This window comes from Sphingobium sp. TB-6, assembly GCF_012927365.1.
GTDB lineage: Bacteria > Pseudomonadota > Alphaproteobacteria > Sphingomonadales > Sphingomonadaceae > Sphingobium.
In genome coordinates, this window is record NZ_JABBGL010000022.1 from 45,989 (window position 1) to 69,371 (window position 23,383).

16 protein-coding genes are annotated in these 23,383 nt (G+C 61.7%); 11 read left to right on the forward strand and 5 right to left on the reverse strand.

Features of this window, described 5'->3' with window-relative positions; all coding sequences use genetic code 11:
• Positions 1-21: 21 nt before the first annotated feature.
• The gene (locus HHL26_RS20790; protein ID WP_346765609.1) at positions 22-1,707 is read right to left on the reverse strand and encodes a class I adenylate-forming enzyme family protein; all 1,686 of its coding nucleotides are present in this window, start codon (positions 1,705-1,707) and stop codon (positions 22-24) included.
• Between the two features lie 292 nt (positions 1,708-1,999).
• Between HHL26_RS20790 and HHL26_RS20795 the strand changes: the two genes are divergently transcribed.
• Genes HHL26_RS20795 through HHL26_RS20810 form a run of 4 tightly spaced genes read left to right on the forward strand, consistent with a single transcriptional unit; the run spans position 2,000 to position 5,603 of the window.
• The gene (locus HHL26_RS20795) at positions 2,000-3,106 is read left to right on the forward strand and encodes an LLM class flavin-dependent oxidoreductase (protein ID WP_066562715.1); all 1,107 of its coding nucleotides are present in this window, start codon (positions 2,000-2,002) and stop codon (positions 3,104-3,106) included.
• A 47-nt stretch (positions 3,107-3,153) separates the two neighbouring features.
• Positions 3,154-3,999 (forward strand): crotonase/enoyl-CoA hydratase family protein, encoded by an 846-nt coding sequence (locus tag HHL26_RS20800; RefSeq protein ID WP_066562713.1) that lies wholly within the window; start codon positions 3,154-3,156, stop codon positions 3,997-3,999.
• A 20-nt stretch (positions 4,000-4,019) separates the two neighbouring features.
• The gene (locus tag HHL26_RS20805; protein WP_169576692.1) at positions 4,020-4,955 is read left to right on the forward strand and encodes an SMP-30/gluconolactonase/LRE family protein; all 936 of its coding nucleotides are present in this window, start codon (positions 4,020-4,022) and stop codon (positions 4,953-4,955) included.
• A 54-nt stretch (positions 4,956-5,009) separates the two neighbouring features.
• Positions 5,010-5,603, forward strand: coding sequence for a TetR/AcrR family transcriptional regulator (locus HHL26_RS20810; RefSeq protein ID WP_169576693.1), 594 nt, complete (start codon positions 5,010-5,012; stop codon positions 5,601-5,603).
• 99 nt (positions 5,604-5,702) lie between these two features.
• Here HHL26_RS20810 and HHL26_RS20815 read toward each other — a convergent pair whose 3' ends face one another.
• The gene (locus HHL26_RS20815) at positions 5,703-6,842 is read right to left on the reverse strand and encodes an LLM class flavin-dependent oxidoreductase (RefSeq protein ID WP_066562704.1); all 1,140 of its coding nucleotides are present in this window, start codon (positions 6,840-6,842) and stop codon (positions 5,703-5,705) included.
• Positions 6,843-7,186: 344 nt separating this feature from the next.
• On the opposite strand from HHL26_RS20815, the gene HHL26_RS20820 reads away from it, so the two are divergent.
• The 3 genes from HHL26_RS20820 to bktB are packed head-to-tail and all read left to right on the forward strand — an operon-like array spanning position 7,187 to position 9,849.
• Positions 7,187-7,849, forward strand: coding sequence for a TetR/AcrR family transcriptional regulator (locus HHL26_RS20820; protein ID WP_066563854.1), 663 nt, complete (start codon positions 7,187-7,189; stop codon positions 7,847-7,849).
• A 24-nt stretch (positions 7,850-7,873) separates the two neighbouring features.
• On the forward strand, positions 7,874-8,653 hold the full coding sequence (locus tag HHL26_RS20825) for an SDR family NAD(P)-dependent oxidoreductase (protein ID WP_066562702.1): 780 nt from the start codon (positions 7,874-7,876) through the stop codon (positions 8,651-8,653).
• A gap of 11 nt (positions 8,654-8,664) precedes the next feature.
• Positions 8,665-9,849, forward strand: a complete 1,185-nt coding sequence (bktB, locus tag HHL26_RS20830; RefSeq protein ID WP_066562700.1) for a beta-ketothiolase BktB — start codon at positions 8,665-8,667, stop codon at positions 9,847-9,849.
• 45 nt (positions 9,850-9,894) lie between these two features.
• Here bktB and HHL26_RS20835 read toward each other — a convergent pair whose 3' ends face one another.
• Complete coding sequence (locus HHL26_RS20835) at positions 9,895-12,228, reverse strand: pyrroloquinoline quinone-dependent dehydrogenase (protein ID WP_237230168.1); 2,334 nt, start codon at positions 12,226-12,228, stop codon at positions 9,895-9,897.
• Positions 12,229-12,482: 254 nt separating this feature from the next.
• On the opposite strand from HHL26_RS20835, the gene HHL26_RS20840 reads away from it, so the two are divergent.
• The 4 genes from HHL26_RS20840 (at position 12,483) to HHL26_RS20855 (ending at position 20,538) form a co-directional block, all read left to right on the forward strand.
• The gene (locus HHL26_RS20840) at positions 12,483-13,115 is read left to right on the forward strand and encodes a TetR/AcrR family transcriptional regulator (protein WP_158511771.1); all 633 of its coding nucleotides are present in this window, start codon (positions 12,483-12,485) and stop codon (positions 13,113-13,115) included.
• A gap of 356 nt (positions 13,116-13,471) precedes the next feature.
• Positions 13,472-15,853 carry an arylsulfatase gene (locus HHL26_RS20845; protein ID WP_169576694.1) on the forward strand — a complete coding sequence of 794 codons (2,382 nt, stop codon included), beginning with the start codon at positions 13,472-13,474 and terminating at the stop codon, positions 15,851-15,853.
• Between the two features lie 90 nt (positions 15,854-15,943).
• On the forward strand, positions 15,944-18,172 hold the full coding sequence (locus tag HHL26_RS20850) for a TonB-dependent receptor (protein WP_082749019.1): 2,229 nt from the start codon (positions 15,944-15,946) through the stop codon (positions 18,170-18,172).
• A gap of 89 nt (positions 18,173-18,261) precedes the next feature.
• Entirely contained in the window at positions 18,262-20,538 is a 2,277-nt protein-coding gene (locus HHL26_RS20855) for an arylsulfatase (RefSeq protein ID WP_237230166.1), read from the forward strand.
• A 508-nt stretch (positions 20,539-21,046) separates the two neighbouring features.
• Here HHL26_RS20855 and HHL26_RS20860 read toward each other — a convergent pair.
• Together HHL26_RS20860 and HHL26_RS20865 are read right to left on the reverse strand one after the other, a co-directional pair.
• On the reverse strand, positions 21,047-22,213 hold the full coding sequence (locus HHL26_RS20860; RefSeq protein ID WP_237230175.1) for an IS91 family transposase: 1,167 nt from the start codon (positions 22,211-22,213) through the stop codon (positions 21,047-21,049).
• A 31-nt stretch (positions 22,214-22,244) separates the two neighbouring features.
• Positions 22,245-23,150: a site-specific integrase gene (locus HHL26_RS20865; RefSeq protein WP_046764605.1), complete on the reverse strand. Its 906-nt coding sequence runs from the start codon at positions 23,148-23,150 to the stop codon at positions 22,245-22,247.
• Positions 23,151-23,383: the final 233 nt, after the last annotated feature.

A 23,383-nucleotide genomic window follows, 5' to 3' on the forward strand; every position in this document is an offset into this window, starting at 1 on the left:
TCTTTCCATTTGCCTGTTGGTTCAGGCTGCGCCCTTCGCCGCAGCGAGCTGTGCCAATGCCATGTCCTTGAGGATGTCCTTCTGCACCTTGCCGGTGCCGGTCTTGGGCAGTTCATTGTCGGCAATGAACCAGATGTCGCGCGGCAGCTTGTAGCCCGCCACTTGCGGAGCGAGCCAGGCGAGCAGTTCTTCGGCGGTGAAGGACTGGCCGTCGGCCAGCACGATCCAGGCGCAACCGCATTCGCCCCATCGGTCATCGGGCATGCCGATGAAAAAGGCCTGTGCAATGGCTGGATGGGCAGTGACGAGTTGCTCCAGCTCCTTGGGGGAAACCAGTTCGCCCTTGCTCTTATAGAGTTCCTTCGACCGCCCGGTGAGGAACAAATTGCCGTCGGGCCTGAACTGTCCAAGGTCGCCCGTGCGAATCCAGCTGCCCGGAAGGAAGAGCTTGGCGGTTTCCTCCGGGCGGCGGAAATAGCCGAGGCTGTTCATCGGCCCGCGGGTGCACAATTCGCCCGCGGTGCCGTGGGGCAGGTCTTCCCCGGTTTCCGGGTCGATCGTCTTGAATTCGCAAATCCTGCCGCTCAGCGCGGGGATTCCGGCGACACCGGCCTCGACAATGCAGCCCTGCGTCTCCGCGACGATCTCGATGGGATCGCCGGGCTTTGTGCACACGATGGTCGCGGTCACTTCGGTCTGGCCGTAGCTGGTGAAAATCTCCTCGCAGCCGAAGACGCGCTGTATCTCGCGCCAGACCCAGCTTGGCGTCGGGGCGGCGGCGCTGTGCACGGCGGTCAGGGAAGACAGATCGTAACTTTGCGTCTTCGCCTGCTCCATCATGGCGATCGTCATGGTCGGAACGCCCATGAGGTAAGTCGCGCGGTGGCGCTCGGTCGCCGTCAGCAGGGCGTGCGGATCGAAGCGGAGCAGGGGAATGATGGCGCCGCCGACGATCATCCCGGACAGCAGCCCCACGACAAGGCCGAAGGAATGATAAAGCGGCAGCGAGAAGACCGCGCGCCGGCCGTCCTCGAACGCCTGATGATAGGCCCCAGCATAAGCGGCCCGCAGCAGATTGTCATGGGTCTGCATCACCCCCTTGGGCGATCCGGTCGTGCCGGAGGTGAACATGATGACGGCCGGATCATGGGGTTCGGCGCCCTGTTCGGGCAGTTCCCCGGCCGGTAGCGCATCGAAAAAATGCTGCGGCGCGTTGATGTCGTACACCAAGCCCCGGCGCAATTCCGGCAGGGGGGCATAGTCGCCGGTCCGCCATCCCGGCATGCGCTCGTCCAGTTCCCGGTCGAAGCGGCGGGAACCGAAGCTAGCCATGCTGACGAGCAGCGCGCATCCGGCTTCGCGGATGACATATTCCAGCTCCTTGGGGCCGTAGAGCGTGTTGATCGCCACGGCGACGGCCCCGCTACGCCAGATCGCGAAGAGCAGGGACACAGTGACGGGATAATTGGCCATCATCAGGCCCACCCGTTCGCCGCGCTGGATGCCGAGGGCCACGAGGCCCGCCGCGATCTGCCGGGATTGCGCCTCCACCGTGGCATAATCGAGCGTTTCGGCATCGGTGATGACGAGCGGGCGCGTGCCATAATCTTCGGCGGCGCGTCTGAGATAAGCGTCCAGCGTCATCTCCTGCCAGACAGGATGCCGGTCTGCCATGGCCTGGCGCCGCGCTGCGATGGACTCACTCACCGGTCGAAATCTCCTCTGCCTAATTTCTGTTATGATGCAAATTTACGCCATGTTCGTCAAGGGCGACGGTTTTTCGCAGTTGTTTCCTGTCTCTGACTTCGTTTTTCAAGGGAAAGCGAAATATCATTTAAGTAACAGATATATTTATATAAAATAATGATATTAGATCGAATTTCCGGCTTTCTCGGTGGCCGAAAATGGCCGCGTGGGCAGCTTTGCCGTGCGAAGGGGCTTGCCAAATCAACCTAATTGTAATTAGTTTAATTCCAAGAGATGCGATTTGGAGGCGAATATGGAAGTGGGATTGGGGCTGACGTTCCAGAATCTGAACGACAAGGTCAGCGATATCGACGTGTTCCGTCACGAGCTCTCGCTGGCGGCGCGCGCCGAAGATCAGGGCTTCGATTCCGTCTGGACGCCGGAGCATCATTTCACCGGCTATATGATGACGCCCAACGTGCCCCAGTTCCTGTCCTGGGTGGCGGGCCAGACCAAGCGGATCAAGCTCGGCACGACCGTCACCGTGTTGCCGTGGCAGAACCCGGTTCGCATCGCGGAAAGCTTCCTCCTGCTCGACCAGTTCTCTGAAGGGCGCGCGATCCTGGGTATCGGCCGGGGTCTGGGCAAGGAGGAGTTTGACGGCTTCGGCGTGCCCATGGGCGAGGCGCGCAAGCGTTTCCGCGAATATGCCGAGGCGTTGCTGGAAGCGCTGGAAACCGGCGTCATGGAATATGACGGCGACTATCTGAAGCAGCCGCGCGTCGAGCTGCGCCCGCGCCCCTATGCCAGCTATCGGGGTCGTGTGTTCGCCTCCGCCGTGTCGCCGGAATCGGTCAAGCTGATGGCCAATCTGGACGTCGGGTTGATGATCATCGCGCAGAAGCCCTGGGACCGGGTCCAGGAGGATATCACCAGCTATCGCGAGCGTTTCTTCGCGATGCAGGGCCGTCCCGCGCCCAAGCCGGTGGTCGTCGCTTTCGTCGCCGTCAATGAGGATGCGGCGAAGGCGCAGGAAATGCGCGACAAATATCTGCTTGAATATGCCCGCTCGACTTCCTCCTTCTATCAGTTCGGCAACAAGGAATTCGCCTCGATCGAAGGCTATGAATATTATGGCGCGCTGGCGGCCAGCGTGGAGAAGAATGGCATCGAGAAATTCAACAACTTCCTCGCCGATCTCCAGATATGGGGCCGCCCGGAAGAAGTGCTGGAGAAGCTGAAGGCGATGGTCGATCGCTTCGACGTGGGCAGCTTCATCATCTATACCCAGTTCGGCGACATGCCCTTCGAGGTGGGTCGGGAAAATTACGAGCTTTTCGCGCGCAAGGTTCTGCCCCATCTCAAGGACATCGATGTGTCCGCGCCGGTCGCTCCGGTCAGCATGCAGACTTTGGCGTGATGCGGCGGCCGATCAGGATCGGCGCCTTTTGAGAGGATGAGGACAGGATGAGCGAGCCATTGCTCCTGTACGATGTGCGTGACGGCACCGCGTGGATCACGCTGAACCGGCCAGAAAAGCGCAACGCGCTGAGCGAGCCTCTCCAGGAGCAACTCAATGCGCTGCTGTGGGAAGCCGATGAGGATGTTCGCGTGCACGCGGTGGTCCTGAAGGCGGCGGGGCCGGATTTCTGTTCGGGTTATGACCTCCAGCGCTACGATCAGCCGATCCCCGGCCAAGTCGATCACCGGCGCGGCCGGGCGAAGTTCGACGATGACAGTTGGCATCAGGAACGCGCCCAGCGGCTGCGCATGGCGCTGTTCGACATGCACAAGCCGGTGATCGCGCAGGTCCATGGCCGTTGTCTGGCGGGAGGGACCGATCTGGCCCTGCTCTGCGACATGGTGATCTGCGCGGACGATGCGATCTTCGGCTTTCCGCCCGCGCGGTCGCAGGGGTCGCTGCCGAGTCATATGTGGCTCTATCTGGCCGGGCCGCAATGGGCGAAGCGGCTGCTGCTGACCGGGGATTCTATTCGCGGCGAGGATGCGGCCCGGATCGGCCTGGCGCTCAAGGCCGTTCCCGCCGACCAGCTGGAGGCGGAGGTCAAAGCGCTCGCGGCGCGGCTGGCGCTGATCGACCCCGATCTGCTGAGCGCTAACAAGCGGATCGTCAATATCGGCCTCGAACTGATGGGCGCGCGGACCTTGCAGCGCATGGCGGCGGAAATGGACGCGCGCGGGCATCTGGCGGCGAGCCGGACGCGCTTCAACGAAACCGTGCGGACGGAAGGGTTGAAGGAAGCCGTCCGGCAACGCGACGAACCCTTTGGCGATCCGATCGTAAAGCTCTGATAGAAGGACGGGATGAGGCTATGATGGAAGGCGAAGGCTGGCGCTGCCTGTGGGACGCGAAGGCGATCCTGGGCGAAAGCACCATCTGGGACGATCGGGATGGCTGCATCTATTGGGTCGACATCGAAGCGCCGAGCGTCAACTGGTATCATCTGGAGAGCGGCGAGAAGGGCCGGTGGGACGCGCCAGCCTGGATCAGCGCCATCGCGCCGCGGGCCAGCGGCGGCTTCGTCGCCTCCTGTGCCGACGGTTTCGCCCATGTCGATCCCCGGCGGGGGATTTACCAGCCCTTCATCCATCCCATTCCTAACCCGAAAGTCGCGCGCCTGAATGACGGCGTCACCGACCGCAAGGGGCGCTACTGGTCGGGGTCCTGCGATTCCAGCCAGTGGGACGAAAGCACCACGGCTGAGGATAAGGAAAGCACGCTCGGCAATTTCGAGGTCCGCAGCACCGGTGAACTCTACCGGCTCGATGCCGATGGAACGGTCAGCACGCAGGAACGCAATATCGTCACCGCCAATGGCCCGGCGTTCAGCCCCGATGGCAGGATCGCTTATGTGAACGATTCCATGCCGCTGGTGAGTTGGGTCTATGACGTGGCGGAGGACGGCACCCTGTCCAACCGCCGCGATTTCCTGACGTTCAAGCCCGAGGATGGCTATCCCGACGGCATGGCCGTCGATGTCGAAGGCTGTATCTGGATGGCCTTTTACGAAAGCTGGATGTTGCGTCGCTTTGCGCCGGATGCCACCTTGCTGGAGGAGCGGCGCCTGCCGGTCCGGCGCGGCCTGCGCCCTGCCTTTGGGGGCACGGATTACTCCCGGCTGTTCCTGATCACCGGCTCGCAGGGCTTCACGCCCGAAATCTTCGCGCAGCAGCCGCTGGCTGGTGGTCTGTTCGAGATTCTCGATCCACCCGCCGCAGGCGTCCCAAACACGCCTTTCGCCGGATAGGCTCGCCATAGGCGAAAGGGCTGTATTTCGCTGAAATAGCGGTTAAGAGGGCGCATGGCACAAGCAGATAATGGCCGAACGCGCATTCTGGATTCCGCCGCCGCGATCCTGCGGCAAAAGGGGCTGGCCGGCGCCAAACTGAGCGACATTGCAAAGGGGGCCGGCATGCTGGCGCCCAGTATCTATCATCATTTTCCGTCCAAGGACCATCTGGTCGAGGAGGTGATGATGGAGGGCATCTATCATAACAACCGTCACATCATGGCGCGCGTGGAAGGGCTGGGGTCGGGGGCGTCGCCCATGGTGCGGCTGCGCGCGGCGATTGTCGCGCATGTCGACTTCCTGTTGACGGGTGATGACTATTCCTCGGCTGTGTCGCGCGTGTTCGATGACTTGCCCGATGAGATGCGTCAGCGTGTGCTGGCGGCCTATTCCAGCTTTGATAACTATTGGCGCGATTTGATCGTCGCGGCCCAGGCCGACGGCAGCGGTGCCAGGGCTCTGGACGCCACTGTCGTTCGCAAGTTCCTGATTGCGATGCTCGATTCCTGTTCGTCCTGGTATCGTCCGGGAAAGCTGGGGCCTGCGCAGATTGCCGAACAGGCGGCCGATCTGCTTCTCCACGGGTTCGCGGTCGAACGTCCCTGACCTTTTATGGCGCGTACTGCGCGCATCGCTTTTCAGGCACAAAAAAAAGGGGTGAGAGATCGATGATCTCCCACCCCTTTTTGCGTTGCGATCCGAAGATCAGGCGACCGCCGCCTCACTCACCGCTTCGCGCGTGCCCGGCAGCTTCACGCGGGGCGCGACTTCCTTGGCGAGCAGTTCGAGCGAATAGAACCAGGGCGACGGATCGTCATAATAGTCATGGGCTTCGACCTGGAGCGTGCCCCAACCGCCGCATTGTTCGAACAGGGTGTTGAGCTTGTCGACGACGGTGTCGGGCGAGCCGACGACGAAGACATTGTCGACCAGGAATTCGAGGTCGGCATCCTTGGGATCGATGCCGGCGTCCTTGGCGAAGCCGTCCATCATGCCGAAGCGGTGCCAGATCGGAATCAGATATTTGTTGAAGCAATAACCGATCGGCCCCTCCATCACGAGCCGCTTGGCCTCTGCGTCGGTGTCCGCGCAGAAGACGGTCTGCGAGACGGCATGGCGCTGGCGGTTCGGCGTGAAGCCTGCCTTGATATTGGCCTCCGAATAGATTTCCCAGTGACGCTTGAGCGCGTCGAGGCCGGAGAAGATCGATACCGGCTTGAAGTTGCGCTCGCCCGCGAGTTTCATCGACGGCGAATTCTGGCTGAACCCGGTGACGGCAAACTCGGGAAAGGCGCCGTTCCAGGGCGAGAAATCGGCCAGCATATGCTGTTCGTCTTCCTCGGTTTCCGCCGGGGTTTCCTCGGGAAAGCCGGCGTCCCAATATTTGCCCTCGTAGAAAAAGGGCTCGCGCTTCCAGATCTTCTCCATGATGGTGAGGGATTCACGCACCATGTCGTTCAGCATCTGCGGCTCCGCTTCCCTGATGCCGTGCATGTAGGAGGCCTGCGGATAGGCGCCGGCGCCGATGCCCATGAAATAGCGGCCTTCCAGAATCTGCGACAGCCAGCCGACCATAATGGCGAGCTTAGCGGGATGCTGGTGGGGCAGGATGTGCGCCATCGGAGCGAACTTGATCTGGCTCGTTTGCAATGCGGCAGCGGCCATGATGAGTTCGGGGTTGGGGATATTCTCCCAGATCTGCGAGGCATGCTCGGAGATCATCATCGAGGTGAAGCCTGCCTTGTCGCAGGCCACGCTGTTCTGAACGCCCCATTCGAAGGTCTGCCGCGCCGTTCGGCCCGGGCGCATATAGGGGTGGAAGATGAGGCCGGTTTCCATCGCCATGAAAGTCTCTCCTTGAGCGTAATCGCAACGAGCCGATGGCTGCCGTCTTTGGGCGGCATATGGGCCAGGGCTGTCTAACAGTGATTAGGGATAATCCAGCGCGGGAATTTAAGTCAAGTGTAATTTCGCGTCTGGGCTAGGGCTTTGGCCCAGCGCGCAGAGGTTGTGAGCGCGGTGCGTCGACATATTATGCCGAAATACCGCTAAAATTCTTGCAATATGCCCATTTTTCTGCGATCGGTTTGGCGGTTGGGAAGGGGTGGTTTCTGGAAATATATTTTTCGGCCCGCCTTCAATGCCGGGTATTTCTAAAACAGATGTAATAAGGAATGTGGGTGGCGGGCATGGATAACCAGCTGGAGGATGGGGCGGCGACCGAAAGTCTCGACGGCAAGACCCGCCTCATCCTCGCCGGTGAGCGGCTGTTTGCGAAGGGCGGCATCCATGGTGCCTCGATGCGCGAGATTGCCGCACAGGCCGGGCAGGGCAATCACGCGGCGGTGCAATATCATTTCGGATCGCGTGAGGGTCTGGTGCGCGCCATCTTCGACTTTCGCATGGATCAGATGGAGGACGCGCGCGGCGCCCTGTTGCGCCGGGCGGAAGCAGGCGGGCGGCTGAAGGATGCGCGCACCATATTGGAGATCATCCTGCTGCCGCAGCTCGACCTTCAGGACGCCGATGGCAACCATAGCTATGCCAGCTTCCTCAGCCAGTATCTGCTGCAAAGCCGTTCTCCGGAATTTGGCGATTTCAGCGGATCGGAGCCGCCCCATCTGACCCGCGCGCTCCATCTGCTGCGCGATCGGGTTGATTATCTGCCGCCGCATGTCGCGCAGCGGCGGCTCATCAGCATCAGTCTCATGTTCCTCAACATCCTGGTCCGCCATCATGGCACGGACGGGGAGATGTTCGGGGAGACGTTCGAGGAAGCGCTGGAGGACACGATGGAGCAGATCGTGGCCGTCATGTGCATGCCGCTAAGGCTTGGCCCGACACAGGCCTGAAGCCATATCCACAGGAGAGAGAAAATGCGGATCAAGGACATGCCCGCCGTCGTGACCGGCGGCGCATCGGGATTGGGTGAGGCGACGGCGCGGGCGCTGCGGGGCGCCGGGGCCAGAGTCGCGATCTTCGACGTGAATGCCGAGCGCGGCGAAGCGCTGGCGGCTGAGATTGGCGCCCTGTTTTGCGCCGTCGATGTGACCGATGAGGCATCGGTCGACGCTGCCTTTGCCAAGGCGCGCGATGCGCAGGGGCAGGAGCGCATTCTCGTCAACTGCGCGGGCATCGCGTCGGGCGAAAAGACGGCCAGCCGCGACAGGGAAAGCGGCGCGCCTGTTGCCCATCGCATCGCGGCCTTCATGCGCACCGTGAGCATCAATCTGGTGGGAACCTTCGCCTGCATCGCCAAATCGGCGGCGGGCATGCTGACGCTCGATCCGCTGGAGGATGGTGAGCGGGGCGTCATCATCAACACCGCTTCCGTCGCTGCCGAGGATGGGCAGATCGGACAGGCGGCCTATGCCGCCTCTAAGGCCGGGGTGAAGGGCATGACGCTGCCGATCGCCCGCGATCTCATGGGCGACGGTATTCGCTGCAACGTCATCCTGCCGGGGATATTGGGTACCCCGATGCTCGCCGGGTTGCCGCAGAATGTTCAGGATTCGCTGGCCGCGACGGTGCCCTTTCCCAAGCGTCTGGGAAAGCCGGAGGAATATGCCGAGACCGTGCTGTTCCTGATCGGCAATGGTTACATGAACGCGGCTTCGGTGCGTCTTGACGGCGCGCTGCGCATGGCGCCGCGGTGAGAGGAGAGATTATGGAACCGATCTACATATTGTCGGGCGTTCGCACCGCCATCGGCGATTTCGGCGGCAGCCTGAAGGATATTCCGCCCGCTCGTCTTGGCACGCTGGTCATCGCGGAGGCCGTCCGGCGCGCGGGGCTGGTGCCGGATGCCGTGCAGCATGTCGTCATGGGCAATGTCATTCCCAGCGAACCCAAGGATGCCTATCTCGCCCGCGTCGCAGCGGTTGGGGCAGGCGTGCCTGTCGAAGCGCCCGCGCTGACGCTCAACCGGCTGTGCGGATCGGGTGTCCAGGCCATTATTTCCGCCGCGCAGATGATCGCGCTGGGGGAATGCGGCATTGCCGTGGCCGGGGGCGCCGAATCGATGACGCGCTCGCCCTATCATATGGCTGCGGCGCGCTTCGGACAGAAAATGGGCGATGTCGCTATGGTTGACGCGTTGACGGCTGTGCTGTCCGACCCGTTCGAAGGCATGCATATGGGCGTGACGGCGGAGAATGTGGCCGCCGACCATCATATCACACGGGACATGCAGGACGAACTGGCGGTGCTCAGCCACCAGCGCGCGGCGACTGCGCAGGCGGAAGGACGCTTCAGGGAGCAGATACTGCCCGTCGAGATCAGGAACCGCAAGGGCGTGCAGCTGTTCGACACGGACGAGCATGTCCGCGGTGGCGCGAATGTGGAGGATATGGGCAAGCTCAAGGCCGTGTTCCAGAAGGGTGGCACGGTCACGGCGGGCAATGCGTCCGGCATCAATGACGGCGCGGCGGCGCTGGTCCTCGCCTCGCAGGCGGCGGTCAGGGAAAAGGGGTTGAAGCCCAGAGCCAGAATATTGGGATGGGGCCATGCCGGGGTCCAGCCCGATCGCATGGGCATCGGGCCGGTCAAGGCCGTGCCGATCGCGCTGGAGCGGGCTGGCGTGACGCTCGATCAGGTCGATGTCATCGAATCGAACGAAGCCTTTGCGGCGCAGGCCTGTGCCGTCGCCCATCTGCTCGGCTTCGATCCCGAGAAGGTCAATCCCAACGGGTCCGGCATTTCGCTCGGCCATCCGGTCGGTGCGACGGGCGCGATTTTGACGGTCAAGGCTCTCTATGAGCTGGAGCGGATTGCGGGGCGCTATGGCCTTGTCACCATGTGCATCGGCGGCGGGCAGGGGATCGCCATGGTCATCGAGCGGGTGATCGATTGAAAGCCTTCTGCCCGCCGCCTCGCCGGCGGCGGGCAGGCTGCCATCCTATTTGCTGGGGAGGGCAAAGGCGACGATCTGATCGCCCAATTTGCTGCCCAGCAGCTTGTTTCCTCCGGCCGAGATGACGACGAACTGCCGCCCGCTGCGCGCGGATAGGTAGGTCATCGGCGTCGCCTGTCCGCCAGCGGGCAGGCGCGCGGTCCACAGCAGGCGCCCTGTCCGGCTCTGGAAGGCGCGGATCGCTCGGTCCTGCGTCGCGCCGATGAAGGTCAGCCCTCCGGCGGTCGAGATCGGTCCGCCCGTATTGGGCATGCCCGTCCGCAGCGGCAGGTGGGAGGCGACGCCAAACGGCCCCGCGTCGCGCGTCGTGCCCAGCGTCTCGGCCCACAGCATCTTGCCCGTGCGGATGTCGATGGAAGCGATCCGGCCGAAGGGCGGCTGGTTGCACGGCACGCCCAAGGGCGAAAGGAAAGGCTTGCTGGCGGCCGCATAGGGGGTGCCCATCTGCGCCATGACGGCGAAATTCCCCTTGCCGCCGGGGTGGACCGGTTCCACGCCCATCGCGTCAGCCTGCCTGCGTGGGATCAGACGGGTGTAATTTGGCACATGGCTCATGTTGACGATCAGCCGGCCCGTGCGCTTGTCCACGGTCAGGCCACCCCAGTTGGTGCCGCCCAGATAGCCGGGATAGGTGATGGATGGCGTAAGGCCCGGAGGGGTGAAAATCCCCTCATAACGCGCCTCCCTGAATTTGATCCGGCACCATAGCTGGTCAAACGGGGTCAGGCCCCACATGCGCGCCTCGCTCAGCGGTTCGCCGATCAGTGAGGCCAGGCTGGAGAAGGGCTGGGTCGGCGACAAGCGTTCGCCCAGCACGGTGCCGGTCTGAGGCACTGGCCGTTCGGTCACAGGCGCGATCGGCTTGCCGGTTTCGCGGTCGAGGAGGAAGATCGCGCCCCGCTTGGTCGGCGCAAGCAGCGCCTTGCGGGGTTTGCCGCCGATGTCGATATCGATCAGCGTGGGCTGCGCGGGGACGTCATAGTCCCACAGATCATGGTGGACGGTCTGGAACACCCAGCGCGAAGCGCCGGTTTCGAGATCGATCGCCACCACTGACGTGCCATATTGCTCATCAAAGGGGCGGCGCCGCGCGCCATAATAGTCAGGCGTCGGATTGCCGAGCGGGGCGTAGACCAGCCCCAGCGCCTCGTCGGCGCTCATCGGTCCCCAGCTATTGGGTGTCGAGCGCGTATAGGTCTTGCCGCCCGTCGGCTGGCCATGGTCATGGGGCCGGCCGATGTCGAACGCCCACTGGAATGCGCCGGTCCGCGCGTCAAAGGCGCGGATCGCGCCCGATGGTTCGCCCCAATATTGATTGTCCGTCACCCAGCCGCCAAGGATGATCTTGCCGCGTGCAATGGTGGGAGCGGAGGTCGGATAATAATAGCCTTTTATGTCCACGGCCATGCCCGTCAGCAGGGAGATTTCGCCATTCCGTCCAAAGTCTTGGCATGACTGCCCGGTGAAGCGGTCGACCGCCAGCAGCCGGGCATCGACGGTGTTGGTGATGATCCGTTCGGCGCATTCGCCCACGCCGCCGGGGGTTTTATAATAGGCAACGCCTCGGCAGCCCGCGCTCTTGACCCCTGTGAGGTCCGTTCCGGAAGCATGGCGCCAGATTTGCCGCCCCGTCTCGGCGTCGAGCGCCACAATGTCGTTGAAGCCGGTGCAGATGTAGAGTGCTTCACCGACCTTGATCGGTGTCGCCTGCATGCCGCCCTTGCCGACTTCGTTGATCGCGCCGGTGCTGTAGGTCCAGGCGACCTTGAGGCCGCTGACATTGGCGGGCGTGATCTGGTCGGCCGTGCTGAAGCGGGTGCCGGAAAGATCGCCGCCGAAATATTGCCAGGAGGCGTCTGTGACCCGACCGCCCACAGGCTCTGCCTGCGATGGCGCGCTTGTCTCGGGCCAGAGCATGATTGTCAGGACGCCCGCCGCGAGCACGCCCGTCGCCACGGCGCCGGTCAATGCGGGCCGCCGCGACAGCCTGTCGTTTATGTGCCGAGGGAGGAAGAGGAGACCGAACAGCAGCGGCAACGGCAACCTGGGCAGCAGTCCCCATCCCGTTCCGCCTGTTTCCCAATATGTCCACAGAAGCGTCAGCAGCAGAAAGGCCGCGTAGACGGGCTTGCCCCACCGGCTGTTCCGCAGGCGCAGCCACGCTGCGGCCACCATGAATATGCCCGCTGCCGCATAATAGGCTGATCCGCCGACGCCGATGAGCATGATCCCACCCGCCAGCATGGCGAAACCGAACAAGGCAAGCAGGATCGTGCCGAGCAAACTGCCAATGCGGAGTGCCGCGCCTTCATGACGCACGCTGGGCCGCCTCTCCCGCCTGAGCTCATTCACTTTCACCTTGCTGCTCTCCAGTCTAATTCTTCTTGAGAAGGCGGGATCGGCCGTCGATTTGCCTAACGTAAATTAGATTGATTTTTGCCGGACAGATTGTCAACACTGCTTCTGCGTCAATCCGGCTGAGCGGCTCATTCCGGCTTGCAAGGCGGGAAGGGCTGGCGGATGGATGGTAAGCGGAGGTCAGTTCGCCTTTCGAAGTGAGGGTGCCGGTGCGCGTGGCGAAAAGTGACAGGACGAAAGAGCGTATTCTGGGCGCGGCGGAGCGGCTTTTCGCGCGCCAGGGGATCGAGGGCACTTCGCTTCGGGAAATCTCCACGGCGGCCGGCCTGTCGAATATGTCGAGCGTCCAATATCATTTCGGCGGCAAGGACGAGTTGCTCGAAAGCCTGTTCACCCACCGCATGCTTCAAATGGAGGAGCAGCGCGGGAAAATGCTGGAGCGGGCGGAGAAAAACGGCCTTTTGGGCGATATCCGGACCTTGATGGAGGTCATCTGCCTTCCTCATCTCGAACTGACCGATGCGGATGGCCGGTACAACTACGCGGAATTTCTGACGCAATATCTTTTCCGCTATCGGCCACCGTTGGGGCCACTCACCGATCCGCCAGAGCCGCCTGTGCCATTGCACCTCTTCCACGTTCAGAAGCTGATTCGCGAGCGGTTGGCCTTTCTCCCCGAAGAAGTCATCGTACGCCGTCTCGTGACAGGTGTGATGTGTTTCCTCACAGTCCTCGTCAACCATAAATCCTTCGCGATTCCGGGTGGAGGGAAGGGGCAACTGGAAGCGGCCCTTGCCGATACTCTCGACCAGATCAGCGTGGCGCTTGAACTGCCCTTTCGGGGGTGATGACGGGATTTTCCGCGTGACATGGCGGTGCTGGGAAAGGCTCCTGCACTGCGTTGAACGGATGGCCGGGGCCAGAAAATCCGCCGCGCATAACGGAAAAAATTATGTAACACTTGCATTAAAATCTAATAGAGATTAGGTATGTCTCCAGCGAGACTGGCTGACGGTTGCTGTTGTTCGCCGTGCCGCTGTCCGTTTGCATAAGAAAGGCGGCCTGCAGGGCCGGTCATGCAGCAGGAGAGGGTCTGAATGCGCGCTTCATATGCCTGCCTTCAATCCCATCCCCGATCCGGGGGCATCGATAATTTGCCGCCGCTTCCGGACATTGAAAATGAGATGAGGGAGAGACGTTGACCATGTGGCAATCCGATCGAGTGACCGGCGCGAACATCGCGTCGCGCAGGATGTGGCGACGCCGGGTGGCGTTGGCCGCTTCGGGCGCCGCTGTTGCTCTTCTGCCTGCATCGCTCCTTGCCCAGACCGTGATGCCACAGCCGCAAATGCCCTCGTCGCAATTCGCGGGGCGGGTCGCTGCGGACACGAAGCCGAGTTGGCCGAGGCAGCCCCAGGCGCCCAAGGGCGCGCCCAATGTTATCCTGATCCTGACCGACGATGTGGGTTATGGTGCTTCGAGCGCCTATGGCGGTCCGGTCCCCACGCCGACCTTCGATGCCTTGGGGCAGCGCGGGCTGCGCTATACGCAATATAATAATGCGGCGATCTGTTCGGCGAGCCGCGCCGCGCTGCTGACGGGGCGCAACGAACATGCGGTCGGCATGGGGACCGTCACCAACGCGCCGACAGGCTATGAAGGCTATACCAGCGTCATGCCCAAATCGGCGGGCACCGTCGCCGAGATGCTGAAACAGAACGGTTATATGACCGCAGCAATCGGCAAGTGGCACCTCGTCCCCGAATGGGAAGAAAGCCAGGCCGGGCCGTTCGACCGCTGGCCGACACAGCAGGGTTTCGAATATTATTACGGCTTCATTGGTGCCGACACGGACCAGTTCGCGCCATCGCTGATGAACGGCACGACGCCGGTCGAGCCGCCGCACAATGATCCGGCCTATATATTGGATCGGGATTTGGCCGACCATGCGATCGCCTGGATCGATCAGCAGAAGCAACTGGCGCCCGACCGCCCGTTCTTTATCTATTACGCCACCGGCAGTACCCATGCCCCGCATCAGGCGCCGGCCGAATGGCTCGCCAAGTTCCGCGGGCAGTTCGATCAGGGGTGGGACTTGATGCGCGAACAGAGCTTCGCGCGCCAGAAGAAGCTGGGCGTCATTCCCGCCGACGCGAAGCTGACGCCGCGACCTGCCTTCATTCCGGCCTGGTCGTCGCTGCCGCCGGAGAGGAAGAAGGTGTTTTCACGCCTGATGGAGGCCTATGCCGCCGAGTTGGCCTATGCCGACGCGCAGATTGGCCGGGTGATCGATCATCTGAAGGCCGAAGGGCAGCTCGACAACACGATGATCGTCTTTGTGCAGGGCGATAATGGCGCCAGCGGCGAAGGCGCCAAGCAGGGTTCGCTCTACGAACAGGCCTTCATCAACCAATATGCCGAGCCTTTCGAAGACTTGGTTCAGAATATCGACAAGATTGGCGGGCCGGAAGCCTATAATAATTATCCGACCGGCTGGGGTTGGGCGATGAACACCCCGTTCCAATATTATAAGCAGACCGCTTCTCACTTTGGCGGGCTGCGTGATGGAATGATCATCTCATGGCCGGCAAGGATCAAGGATGTCGGCACATTACGGTCGCAGTTCCATTATGTGACCGACATTGTACCGACCATTCTCGACGCGGCGGGCGTACAGGCTCCTGCGGTTCTGAATGGTGTGCAGCAGATGCCGATCGACGGCATTTCCATGGCTTACACCTATACCGCGCCCGCCGCGCCGTCGCAGCGCCACACCCAGGTATTCGAGATCATGCAGAATCTGGGCATCTATCATGACGGCTGGTGGGCGGGCACGACGCCTACCAACGCGCCCTGGGAATTTTTCAAGACGGTCGGCACCACCGATCCCAATGATCGCAACTGGGAACTTTACCATGTTGCGGAGGACTATTCCCAGTCGAAGGATCTGGCCAAATCCAACCCCAAGAAGCTGCGCGAGATGCAGCAGATTTTCTGGGCCGAAGCGGCACGCAACAAGATCCTGCCGATCCATAGCGCGACCGAAGGTGCGGCCGGTGTTCCCAGCCTGCGGGGAACTCGGACCAGCTTCACCTACAAGCCCGGCCTGACCCGTGTGCCGCCGCGCGCCGCACCGGAAACGATCGGGCACAGCTACACCATCACCGCCGACATGGCTTTGCAGAATGCCGATACTAACGGCGTGATCGTGACGCAGGGCGGCAAATTCGGTGGTTATGCCCTCTATCTCGACAAGGGCGTGCCCGTCTTTCACTATAATGCCATCGGCCAGCGGCAATATCAGGTGCGCGGCGGTCAGGCGCTGGCGCCGGGCGATCATCAACTCAAGGCCGTTTTCAAGACCGATCAGCCCAAGGGTGGTTCGGGCGGCACGATGACGCTCTATGCCGACGGGCAGCAGGTGGGTTCCGGCCGGATCGACGCGACGCTGTTCGCCCGCATCTCGCTCTATGAGGGGTTCGATGTCGGGCAGGACAGCCTCTCGCCGGTGAACAAGGATTATACGATCGCGAACAGCAAATTCGGCGGTGAGCTCAAGAGCGTCACCTTCGACATGGAGAATTAGGCAAAGCAACACAGACGTCAGCGCGTTTTGGCACGTCGGACGTCTTGTGACGAAAAGCCGCGATATGCGGCCAAGAGGGAGGAGAGGACAATGACAGGACGCAGGAATATGGGCAGCAGGTTGATGATGGCACGCGCCGGGGTGGCGCTTGTTCCGATCGTCATGGCTGCATTGCCGGTAGCGGCGATGGCCCAGGCGGCAGGGACACAGGCGGATGCGCCGCAGGCGGCCGAACCGAATGTCGGGGACATCGTCGTGACTGCGCAGCGTCGCAGCGAAAGCATGATGAGCGTGCCGGTCGCGATTTCCGCCTTCAGCGGGGATACTCTGGCCAAGGCGGGCATCGCGAACGTTCAGGCCATTCAGGTCGCGACCCCCTCGCTGATCATCAACAATACGGGTCCGAACGTCCAGCCCTTCATCCGCGGCGTCGGCAGCCGCCTGTTGCAGAACGGCTTCGATCCGAGCGTCGCAACCTATGTCGACGGGCGCTATATTTCGCGGCAGACCGCGATTTCGCTCGACCTGTTCGACGTGCAGCGCGTCGAGGTTCTCAAGGGGCCGCAGGGCGTTTTGTTCGGTCGCAATGCATCGGCGGGCGCCATCCGGGTGATCACCAATGAGGTGAGCGACCAGGCTGAAGGCATGTTCAAGGCCGGATATGGCAATTACAACCATCTGACGGTGCAGGCGATGGGCAATATGCCGATTTCCGACAGCTTCGGCATCCGCATCGCGGGCATGACCGACCAGCATGACGGTTTCGCCACCAACATCGATCCGCGCGGCCGGCGCGAATGGGACGACAAGAATATGTCTGCCGTTCGCGGCAAGGCGCGGTTCGACAATGGCACGGTCGACGCCAATCTGACGCTCAGCTATTGGCGTCAGAATGATGAGGCGGGCAATGACACGGTCGCGCTGGGTCCGCTGCAATATCATACCGGTATCGTTCGGGGCGGGACGACGGGCGTGGGCATCAAGCAAGTGTCGAGCCAGGTCGATCGATCGATCAAGAAGCGCGAGTTCGCTGGCGAGTTTGATCTGGGCATCGATCTGGGGGGAGCTCGGCTGTCCTCGATCACCACCTATGCCGATCTCAACAATGTCCTGAGTTTCGATGGTGACGGCACCAGTGCAATTCTGGTCGACGCATTCGTAAAGGAGAAAACCAAGACCTTCGCTCAGGAATTGCAGATCAGTTCAGATAATGACGGGCCGATCGAATGGATCGCCGGTCTTTACTACTTCAACGACAAGACCGGCTATGATATCTTCATCGACAACGGATCCCGTCTCTTCTCGCAGGGGCATCAGTTCGTCAAGACAACTTCCTATGCCGGTTTTGGGCAGTTGGGCTGGAAGGTGTCCGACGCATTGAAACTGGTCGTGGGTGGCCGCTACACGAAGGATAAGAAGGCGGTCAGCTTGACCCCCTCCAACTATAACGGCATTCCCACCGTCTCGCCCTCTAATTCGGATGAGGCATCCTGGTCGAAGTTCACGCCTACCGCGACCCTTGAATATAGTTTCGCTGACTCGATGCTTTATGCAAAGTTTGCGCGCGGCTTTAAGAGTGGCGGTTATAATTATCCCTATGGCGGATTGGCGCCGGTCAATCCGGAAGTGCTCGACATGTACGAGGTGGGGCTCAAGAGCAGCCTCTTTGACCGTAAGGTCCGCCTGACCTTGTCCAGCTATTATTATGACTATAAGGATCTTCAGGTGTCTCGCGCCGCGACCGAGGGCAGTGCGGTCATCATCACGCAGAATGCGGCGAATGCGCGTCTTTATGGTGTCGACGCCGATCTGACCTGGAACGTCACGCGCGACCTGACCTTCTCGGGCGGCTTTGCCTGGCAGCATTCGGAATATCGCAACTATGACCTAGCCACCGCGAAGGTGTTCCGCGCCTTGCAACCGGGCGGTTCCGGGCCAGGCATGATCGATATTCCCTATGATGCGGATGGGGAAAGCCTGCTTCGGGCGCCGGCCTTTTCTGCCTATGCGTCGGTCAACTATTCGATCCCGGTCGGTAACGCAAAAGTGCCGGTCAACATCGCCTATTCCTACAAGGGCAGCTATAAATTCGATTTCATTGCAAACCCGTCGACCGAAGTTCTGCGGCAGAAGGCCTATCATCTGGTCAACGCACGTATCGGCTACGAGCCGGATGGTGGCCGATGGTCGGCCGGCTTCTGGGTCAATAATCTGTTCCGGGAGCGCTATTTCGATGACGTCGTGGCGTCCGGCACGGGTTTTCGCGGTTCCTATGGCGCGCCCCGCACTTATGGCGCTGACCTGACGTTCCGGTTCTGATCGGGGTATGAAGTGAGGCTCGCCACGCCCGAGTGCCGGGCGCGGCGAGCGAGAATGTTGCGAAAGGGCAGGATTATATGGCGGGCAGGTTGCGGAAGATCCATGCGATGAGCCTTATGGTCCTGGCGCTGACTCCGCTCGCTCCTGGCGCGGCGCAGGCACCCGCGCAGGAGGCTCCCTCCGCATGGCCGCGCACGCCTGTACCGGCCAAAGATACGCCAAATGTGCTGGTGATCCTTACCGATGATGTCGGGTTTGGCGCCGGCTCGACATTCGGTGGCCCTGTACCCACGCCAACCTATGACGATCTGGCGCGACGCGGCCTGCGCTACAACGCCTATCACAACAGCGCCATTTGTTCGGCGACGCGCGCGGCATTGCTGACGGGACGCAATCCGCATAATGTCGGCATGGGGCGCGTCACGAATGCCCCGACCGGCTATCCTGGCTATACGGGTTTCATCCCGCCATCTGCCGCTACTGTCGCGAAAATTTTGCGCCAGGACGGGTTTCGAACCGCTGCATTCGGCAAATGGCATCTGATCCCGGACTGGGAGGAGGGACCCGAAGGACCGTTCGATCGCTGGCCAACCGGCATGGGTTTCGAAGATTATTATGGGTTCGTGAGTGCCGACACGGATCAATATCATCCGGCCCTCTACCGCGGCACGACACCAGTGGCGCCTCCGAATTCGCCGGGTTACATTCTGGACGCTGACCTTGCGGATAAGGCTTCGGACTGGATCAGGCAGGAACGGCAGCTGGCGCCTGACCGTCCCTTTTTCCTCTACTTCGCGTCAGCGAGTACCCATGCCCCCCATCATGTCCCGAAAGATTGGATCGATCGCTTCAAAGGCAAGTTCGATGCAGGTTGGGATCGCATCAGAGAGGAAAGCTATCGCCGGCAAAAGGCGATGGGGATCATCCCGGTCACCAGCAGGCTGACGCCGCGTCCCTCCTTTCTTCCGGCCTGGTCCTCGCTCAGCTCCGATCAGAAGCGCCTGTTTGCCCGGATGATGGAGGTATATGCAGCGCAACTGGCCTTTGCCGATGCGCAAATTGGGAAGCTTATTGAGACCCTCAAGGATACGGGGGCACTCGACAACACGCTCGTCATTTTCAGCCAGGGTGACAACGGCGCCAGTGCCGAAGGCGGTGCAACCGGATCCCTTTACGAGCAGGCCTTCATGAACCGTTTCGATGAGACGGTGGAGGAAATGCTTGCCCATATCGAAGATCTTGGTGGGCCGCGTTCCTATGGGAATTATCCGGCGGGGTGGGCTTGGGCGATGGACGCGCCCTTCCAATATTACAAGCAGACCGCATCGCATTTGGGTGGTGTCCGAAATGACCTCGTGATCTCCTGGCCGGCCCGGATCAAGGATGTCGGAAAAGTGCGGACGCAGTTTCATTTCGCGTCGGACATCGTTCCGACCATATTGGAGGCGACCGGAGTGAAAGCTCCTGCCACGCTGGACGGTGTACCGCAGAAACCACTGGATGGCGTTAGCATGGCCTATAGTTTTGACAGCCCCAAGGAACCATCGCACAGGCGAACGCAGGTGTTTGAAACCATGCAGAATCTGGGCATCTATCATGATGGATGGTGGGCCGGGACGGTCCCACTTGAAGCGCCCTGGGATTTTTTCAAACCCGATCAGAAGAAGGGGAATGAGGGACGGGAGTGGGAGCTTTACGACCTTCGAACCGACTATTCTCAATCGATCAATCTCGCTAAGCGCGATCCGCAGAAATTGAAAGAGATGCAGACGCTTTTCTGGGCAGAAGCGAAGGGGAACAATATCCTGCCGATCCATGCTCCGTGGGAAGGTCCAAAGGGCCGTCCGTCGGCTATTCCGGAGGGTAAAGGGTTCTCCTTCAAGGGATCAGTATCTCGTTTGCCAACAAGCGTGGCGCCGAACACGGTTGGAAAGTCGTTTACGATCGATGCGGAAGTTGTACTCGACGAACGGGCCAACGGGGTCATCGTCACCCATGGCGGCCGGTTCGGTGGCTATGCACTTTTCATGGATCAGGGAAAGCCGACCTTCCACTATAATGCGCTGGGCGCTGAACAATATATGATGCGTGGTGATCAATCGCTGACATCGGGCTATCATCGCCTCAGGCTAGAGTTTCATATTGCCAAAGCTGTCCCGGGTTCGGGCGGTGAGTTCAGGCTCTTCGCCGACAACAAAGAGGTTGCTTCAATGAAGGGAGCCAGGACGATCGCGACTCGTAACTCCCTGCGCGAAGGGATGGACATCGGGCAGGATAGCCTCACACCCGTGAGTGAGGCGTATGGAACAGATAACAGCATACTTCAGGGTCGAGTATTGGACATTGAATTCAACTTCCTCGAATGAAACCGCGCACCGCTGTTTCCTGCAGACGTCAGAAATCTACAGTCCATTTGCCCTTGGAGTATTGAGAATGCTCCAGATCGGGGAACGGCGGCTTACTCCGGGCTCCTTTCAGAACCCGTCCTTCCGCAATCGGCCAGTTTTTGGGCGTCCAAGATGGAAAAGCGGACCGGCAGAAACTGGGACCGGAAAATCCGGGGCTGAGCGTCCTGCATGGTTTAGGGTTTCGGGCGCTTGCGTACGAAAGCCTCCCATGCAGGAACCCGCGATTCCAGCAGGTTGCCCTATGGGGATTTATGCTTCCGGTTGGTTCGGCTGGATAAGAGAGGAGCGCTGATGGACGCGCGAGGGCGGCGGAACGGCTGGTGTTGGGATGCGCCAGAGGCGTGTTCGCCGTTGTGACCGTGATAATGCCAAGAGCCGACACCGGCCCAGCCATCGCCGGGCGCATGTCGTTTTGTTGACCACCGCGCGACATGCGGGGCCGTAGCGACGGGCTGATCATGCCGGGTCATGAGACGGGCTCCCGGATCGGCAGGGTTGGCTTGGGCGGCGCCCGTGGCTGACCCCAGCGCGCAAAGGTCTCGATGACGATCATGCGCCCGCCACAGCACGGGCATGGTGGGCAGGTGTCGAGCGGGGTTTCGGGCATTGGCACCTCCGGCTCTGACGGGACGGCCAGCAGTTTGCGGGCGAGCGCGAGATTGTCCCTGCGCGCTGCGCTGGCGAGCAGACCGTAGTGGCGTATTCGATGGAAGCCGCGCGGCAGGACGTGGAGCAGGAAGCGGCGGATAAACTCGTCGGCGGTGAGGGTCATGGTGCGGTGGCGTTCAGCGCCGTCGCGCCGATAATCCTTGCAGCGGAAGGTGACGCCGTTTGCATCAAAGGCGACCAGGCGCCGGTTCGAGATGGCGACGCGGTGGGTGTAGCGCGACAGATAGGCGAGCACCGCCTCCGGTCCGGCAAAAGGCGGCTTGGCATAGACGACCCAGCGCTTCTTGCCGACCGGCGCCAGGTGCCGCAGGAAGGTTCGACGGTCGGCTAGGCCGGTCATGGCTCCGTAGAAGGCGAGCCGCCCTGCGTCGTGGAGGACGGTCAACCGGGTAAGGAAGAGCCGGCGAAACAGTTTCCCGAGCACGCGCACCGGCAGGAGGAAGGCCGGACGCGACGAGATCCAGCGGCTTCCATCGAACGCGATGCCGCCACCCGGCACGATCATGTGGACATGCGGATGGTGGGTCATCGCCGATCCCCATGTGTGCAGCACAGTGGTGATGCCGATCCGGGCACCCAGATGCCTGGGGTCGGCGGCGATGGTCAGCATCGTCTCCGACGCTGCTTTGAACAGCAGGTCGTAGAGGAGCGCCTTGTTCTGCCACGCGATGGCGGCGATCTCCGCCGGAAGCGTGAACACGACATGGAAGTAACCGACGGGGAGTAGGTCCGCCTCCCGTTCGGCCAGCCAGGTGCGCGCGGCGGCGCCCTGGCATTTGGGGCAATGCCGGTTCCTGCAGCTGTTAAACGCGATCCGCCAGTGCCCACAGTCCTCGCAGGCCTCGACGTGACCGCCCAGAGCAGCGGTGCGGCAGGTCTCGATCGCGGACATCACCTTGAGCTGGTGCAGGCTGAGATGCCCTGCATGCGCGGCCCGGTACGTCGGCCCGGCAGCCCGGAAGATGTCGGCGACCTCAAGGTCGGGGCGCACCGGCTCAGCCGGCGGGCGTCTTGCCCTCCATCAGCGCCATGAGTTGGTCGAGCGGACCCGACACGGCGTGGATCGTTCGGGTGGACACCTTGGTGTAGAGCGCGGTGGTCTCGAGCTTGCTGTGGCCCAACAGGACCTGGATCACGCGGATATCGACATCCTGTTCGAGCAGATGCGTGGCAAAGCTGTGGCGCAGCGTATGGGGACTGACGCGTTTACGGATGCCGGCCACCTCGGCCGCCTCCTGAACCGCGCGGTGCAACTGCCGGGTCGAGATCGGGTCAGTGACAGTCTGGCCCGGGAACAGCCAGCCATGCGGGATCAGGACCCCACGCTTCCTGCCTTCGCGCCACCACATCCGCAGCAGTTCGAGCAACTGCGGGGAGAGCATGGCATTGCGGTCCTTGCCGCCCTTGCCCTGTTCGACGCGGATCAGCATTCGCGTGCTGTCGATATCGTCGACCTTGAGGTGGGCGACCTCCGACACGCGCAGGCCCGCGCCATAGGCCACGCCCAGCGCCGCTTTGTACTTCATGCCCGGTGCGGCCTGGAGCAACCGCGCGGCCTCCTCGACGCTCAGCACTTCCGGCAGCCGGGGCACGATGCGGGTGATCACCAGCGACCGTGACAGATCCCGCCGCTTGAGCGTGACGGTGTACAGGAAGCGGAGCGCCGACACCGTGCTGTTGATCGTGCTCGGCCTGACGCCACTCTCGTGCTGCATGAGCTGGAAACGGCGCAGGTCTTCTTCCGTCGCGGTGTCGGGAGGGCGGCCAAGGAAGGCAGCCAGACGCTTCACATGCCGGACATAATCCTTCTGGGTGTGGGGACCGAGACCCCGCATCATCATGTCGTGCTGCATCCGCTGGCGCAGCGGGCTGATCGGGGCGGTGTTGATCGAGACAGTCATGGTAAGTTCCTCTTCGCTGAAGGAACTTCCAACCTCAGAGGGCAACCTCGCCCCGCTAAAGGCCCATATTTACCGCACTACCGCGCCCCAAGCGACCCTCCCGCGGAGCGGGTCGTCTAATCGCCCCTCTGTCAAGCCAGCCAAATCATTCGTTCGTTCATTCATTTATAACTGTTGCCAAGCGTATGCCGGGTACAGGGTCGTCTACGCGGTCGATGCAAGTTGATCGCCGC

What these genes read in the sequence shown, in the direction of transcription:
- HHL26_RS20795 (WP_066562715.1), top strand. Translation starts at nt 2,000, where the DNA reads ATGGAAGTGGGATTGGGGCTGACGTTCCAGAATCTGAACGACAAGGTC.
- HHL26_RS20800 (WP_066562713.1), top strand. Translation starts at nt 3,154, where the DNA reads ATGAGCGAGCCATTGCTCCTGTACGATGTGCGTGACGGCACCGCGTGG.
- HHL26_RS20805 (WP_169576692.1), top strand. Translation starts at nt 4,020, where the DNA reads ATGATGGAAGGCGAAGGCTGGCGCTGCCTGTGGGACGCGAAGGCGATC.
- HHL26_RS20810 (WP_169576693.1), top strand. Translation starts at nt 5,010, where the DNA reads ATGGCACAAGCAGATAATGGCCGAACGCGCATTCTGGATTCCGCCGCC.
- HHL26_RS20815 (WP_066562704.1), bottom strand. Translation starts at nt 6,842, where the DNA reads ATGGCGATGGAAACCGGCCTCATCTTCCACCCCTATATGCGCCCGGGC.
- HHL26_RS20820 (WP_066563854.1), top strand. Translation starts at nt 7,187, where the DNA reads ATGGATAACCAGCTGGAGGATGGGGCGGCGACCGAAAGTCTCGACGGC.
- HHL26_RS20825 (WP_066562702.1), top strand. Translation starts at nt 7,874, where the DNA reads ATGCGGATCAAGGACATGCCCGCCGTCGTGACCGGCGGCGCATCGGGA.
- bktB (WP_066562700.1), top strand. Translation starts at nt 8,665, where the DNA reads ATGGAACCGATCTACATATTGTCGGGCGTTCGCACCGCCATCGGCGAT.
- HHL26_RS20845 (WP_169576694.1), top strand. Translation starts at nt 13,472, where the DNA reads ATGTGGCAATCCGATCGAGTGACCGGCGCGAACATCGCGTCGCGCAGG.
- HHL26_RS20850 (WP_082749019.1), top strand. Translation starts at nt 15,944, where the DNA reads ATGACAGGACGCAGGAATATGGGCAGCAGGTTGATGATGGCACGCGCC.
- HHL26_RS20865 (WP_046764605.1), bottom strand. Translation starts at nt 23,150, where the DNA reads ATGACTGTCTCGATCAACACCGCCCCGATCAGCCCGCTGCGCCAGCGG.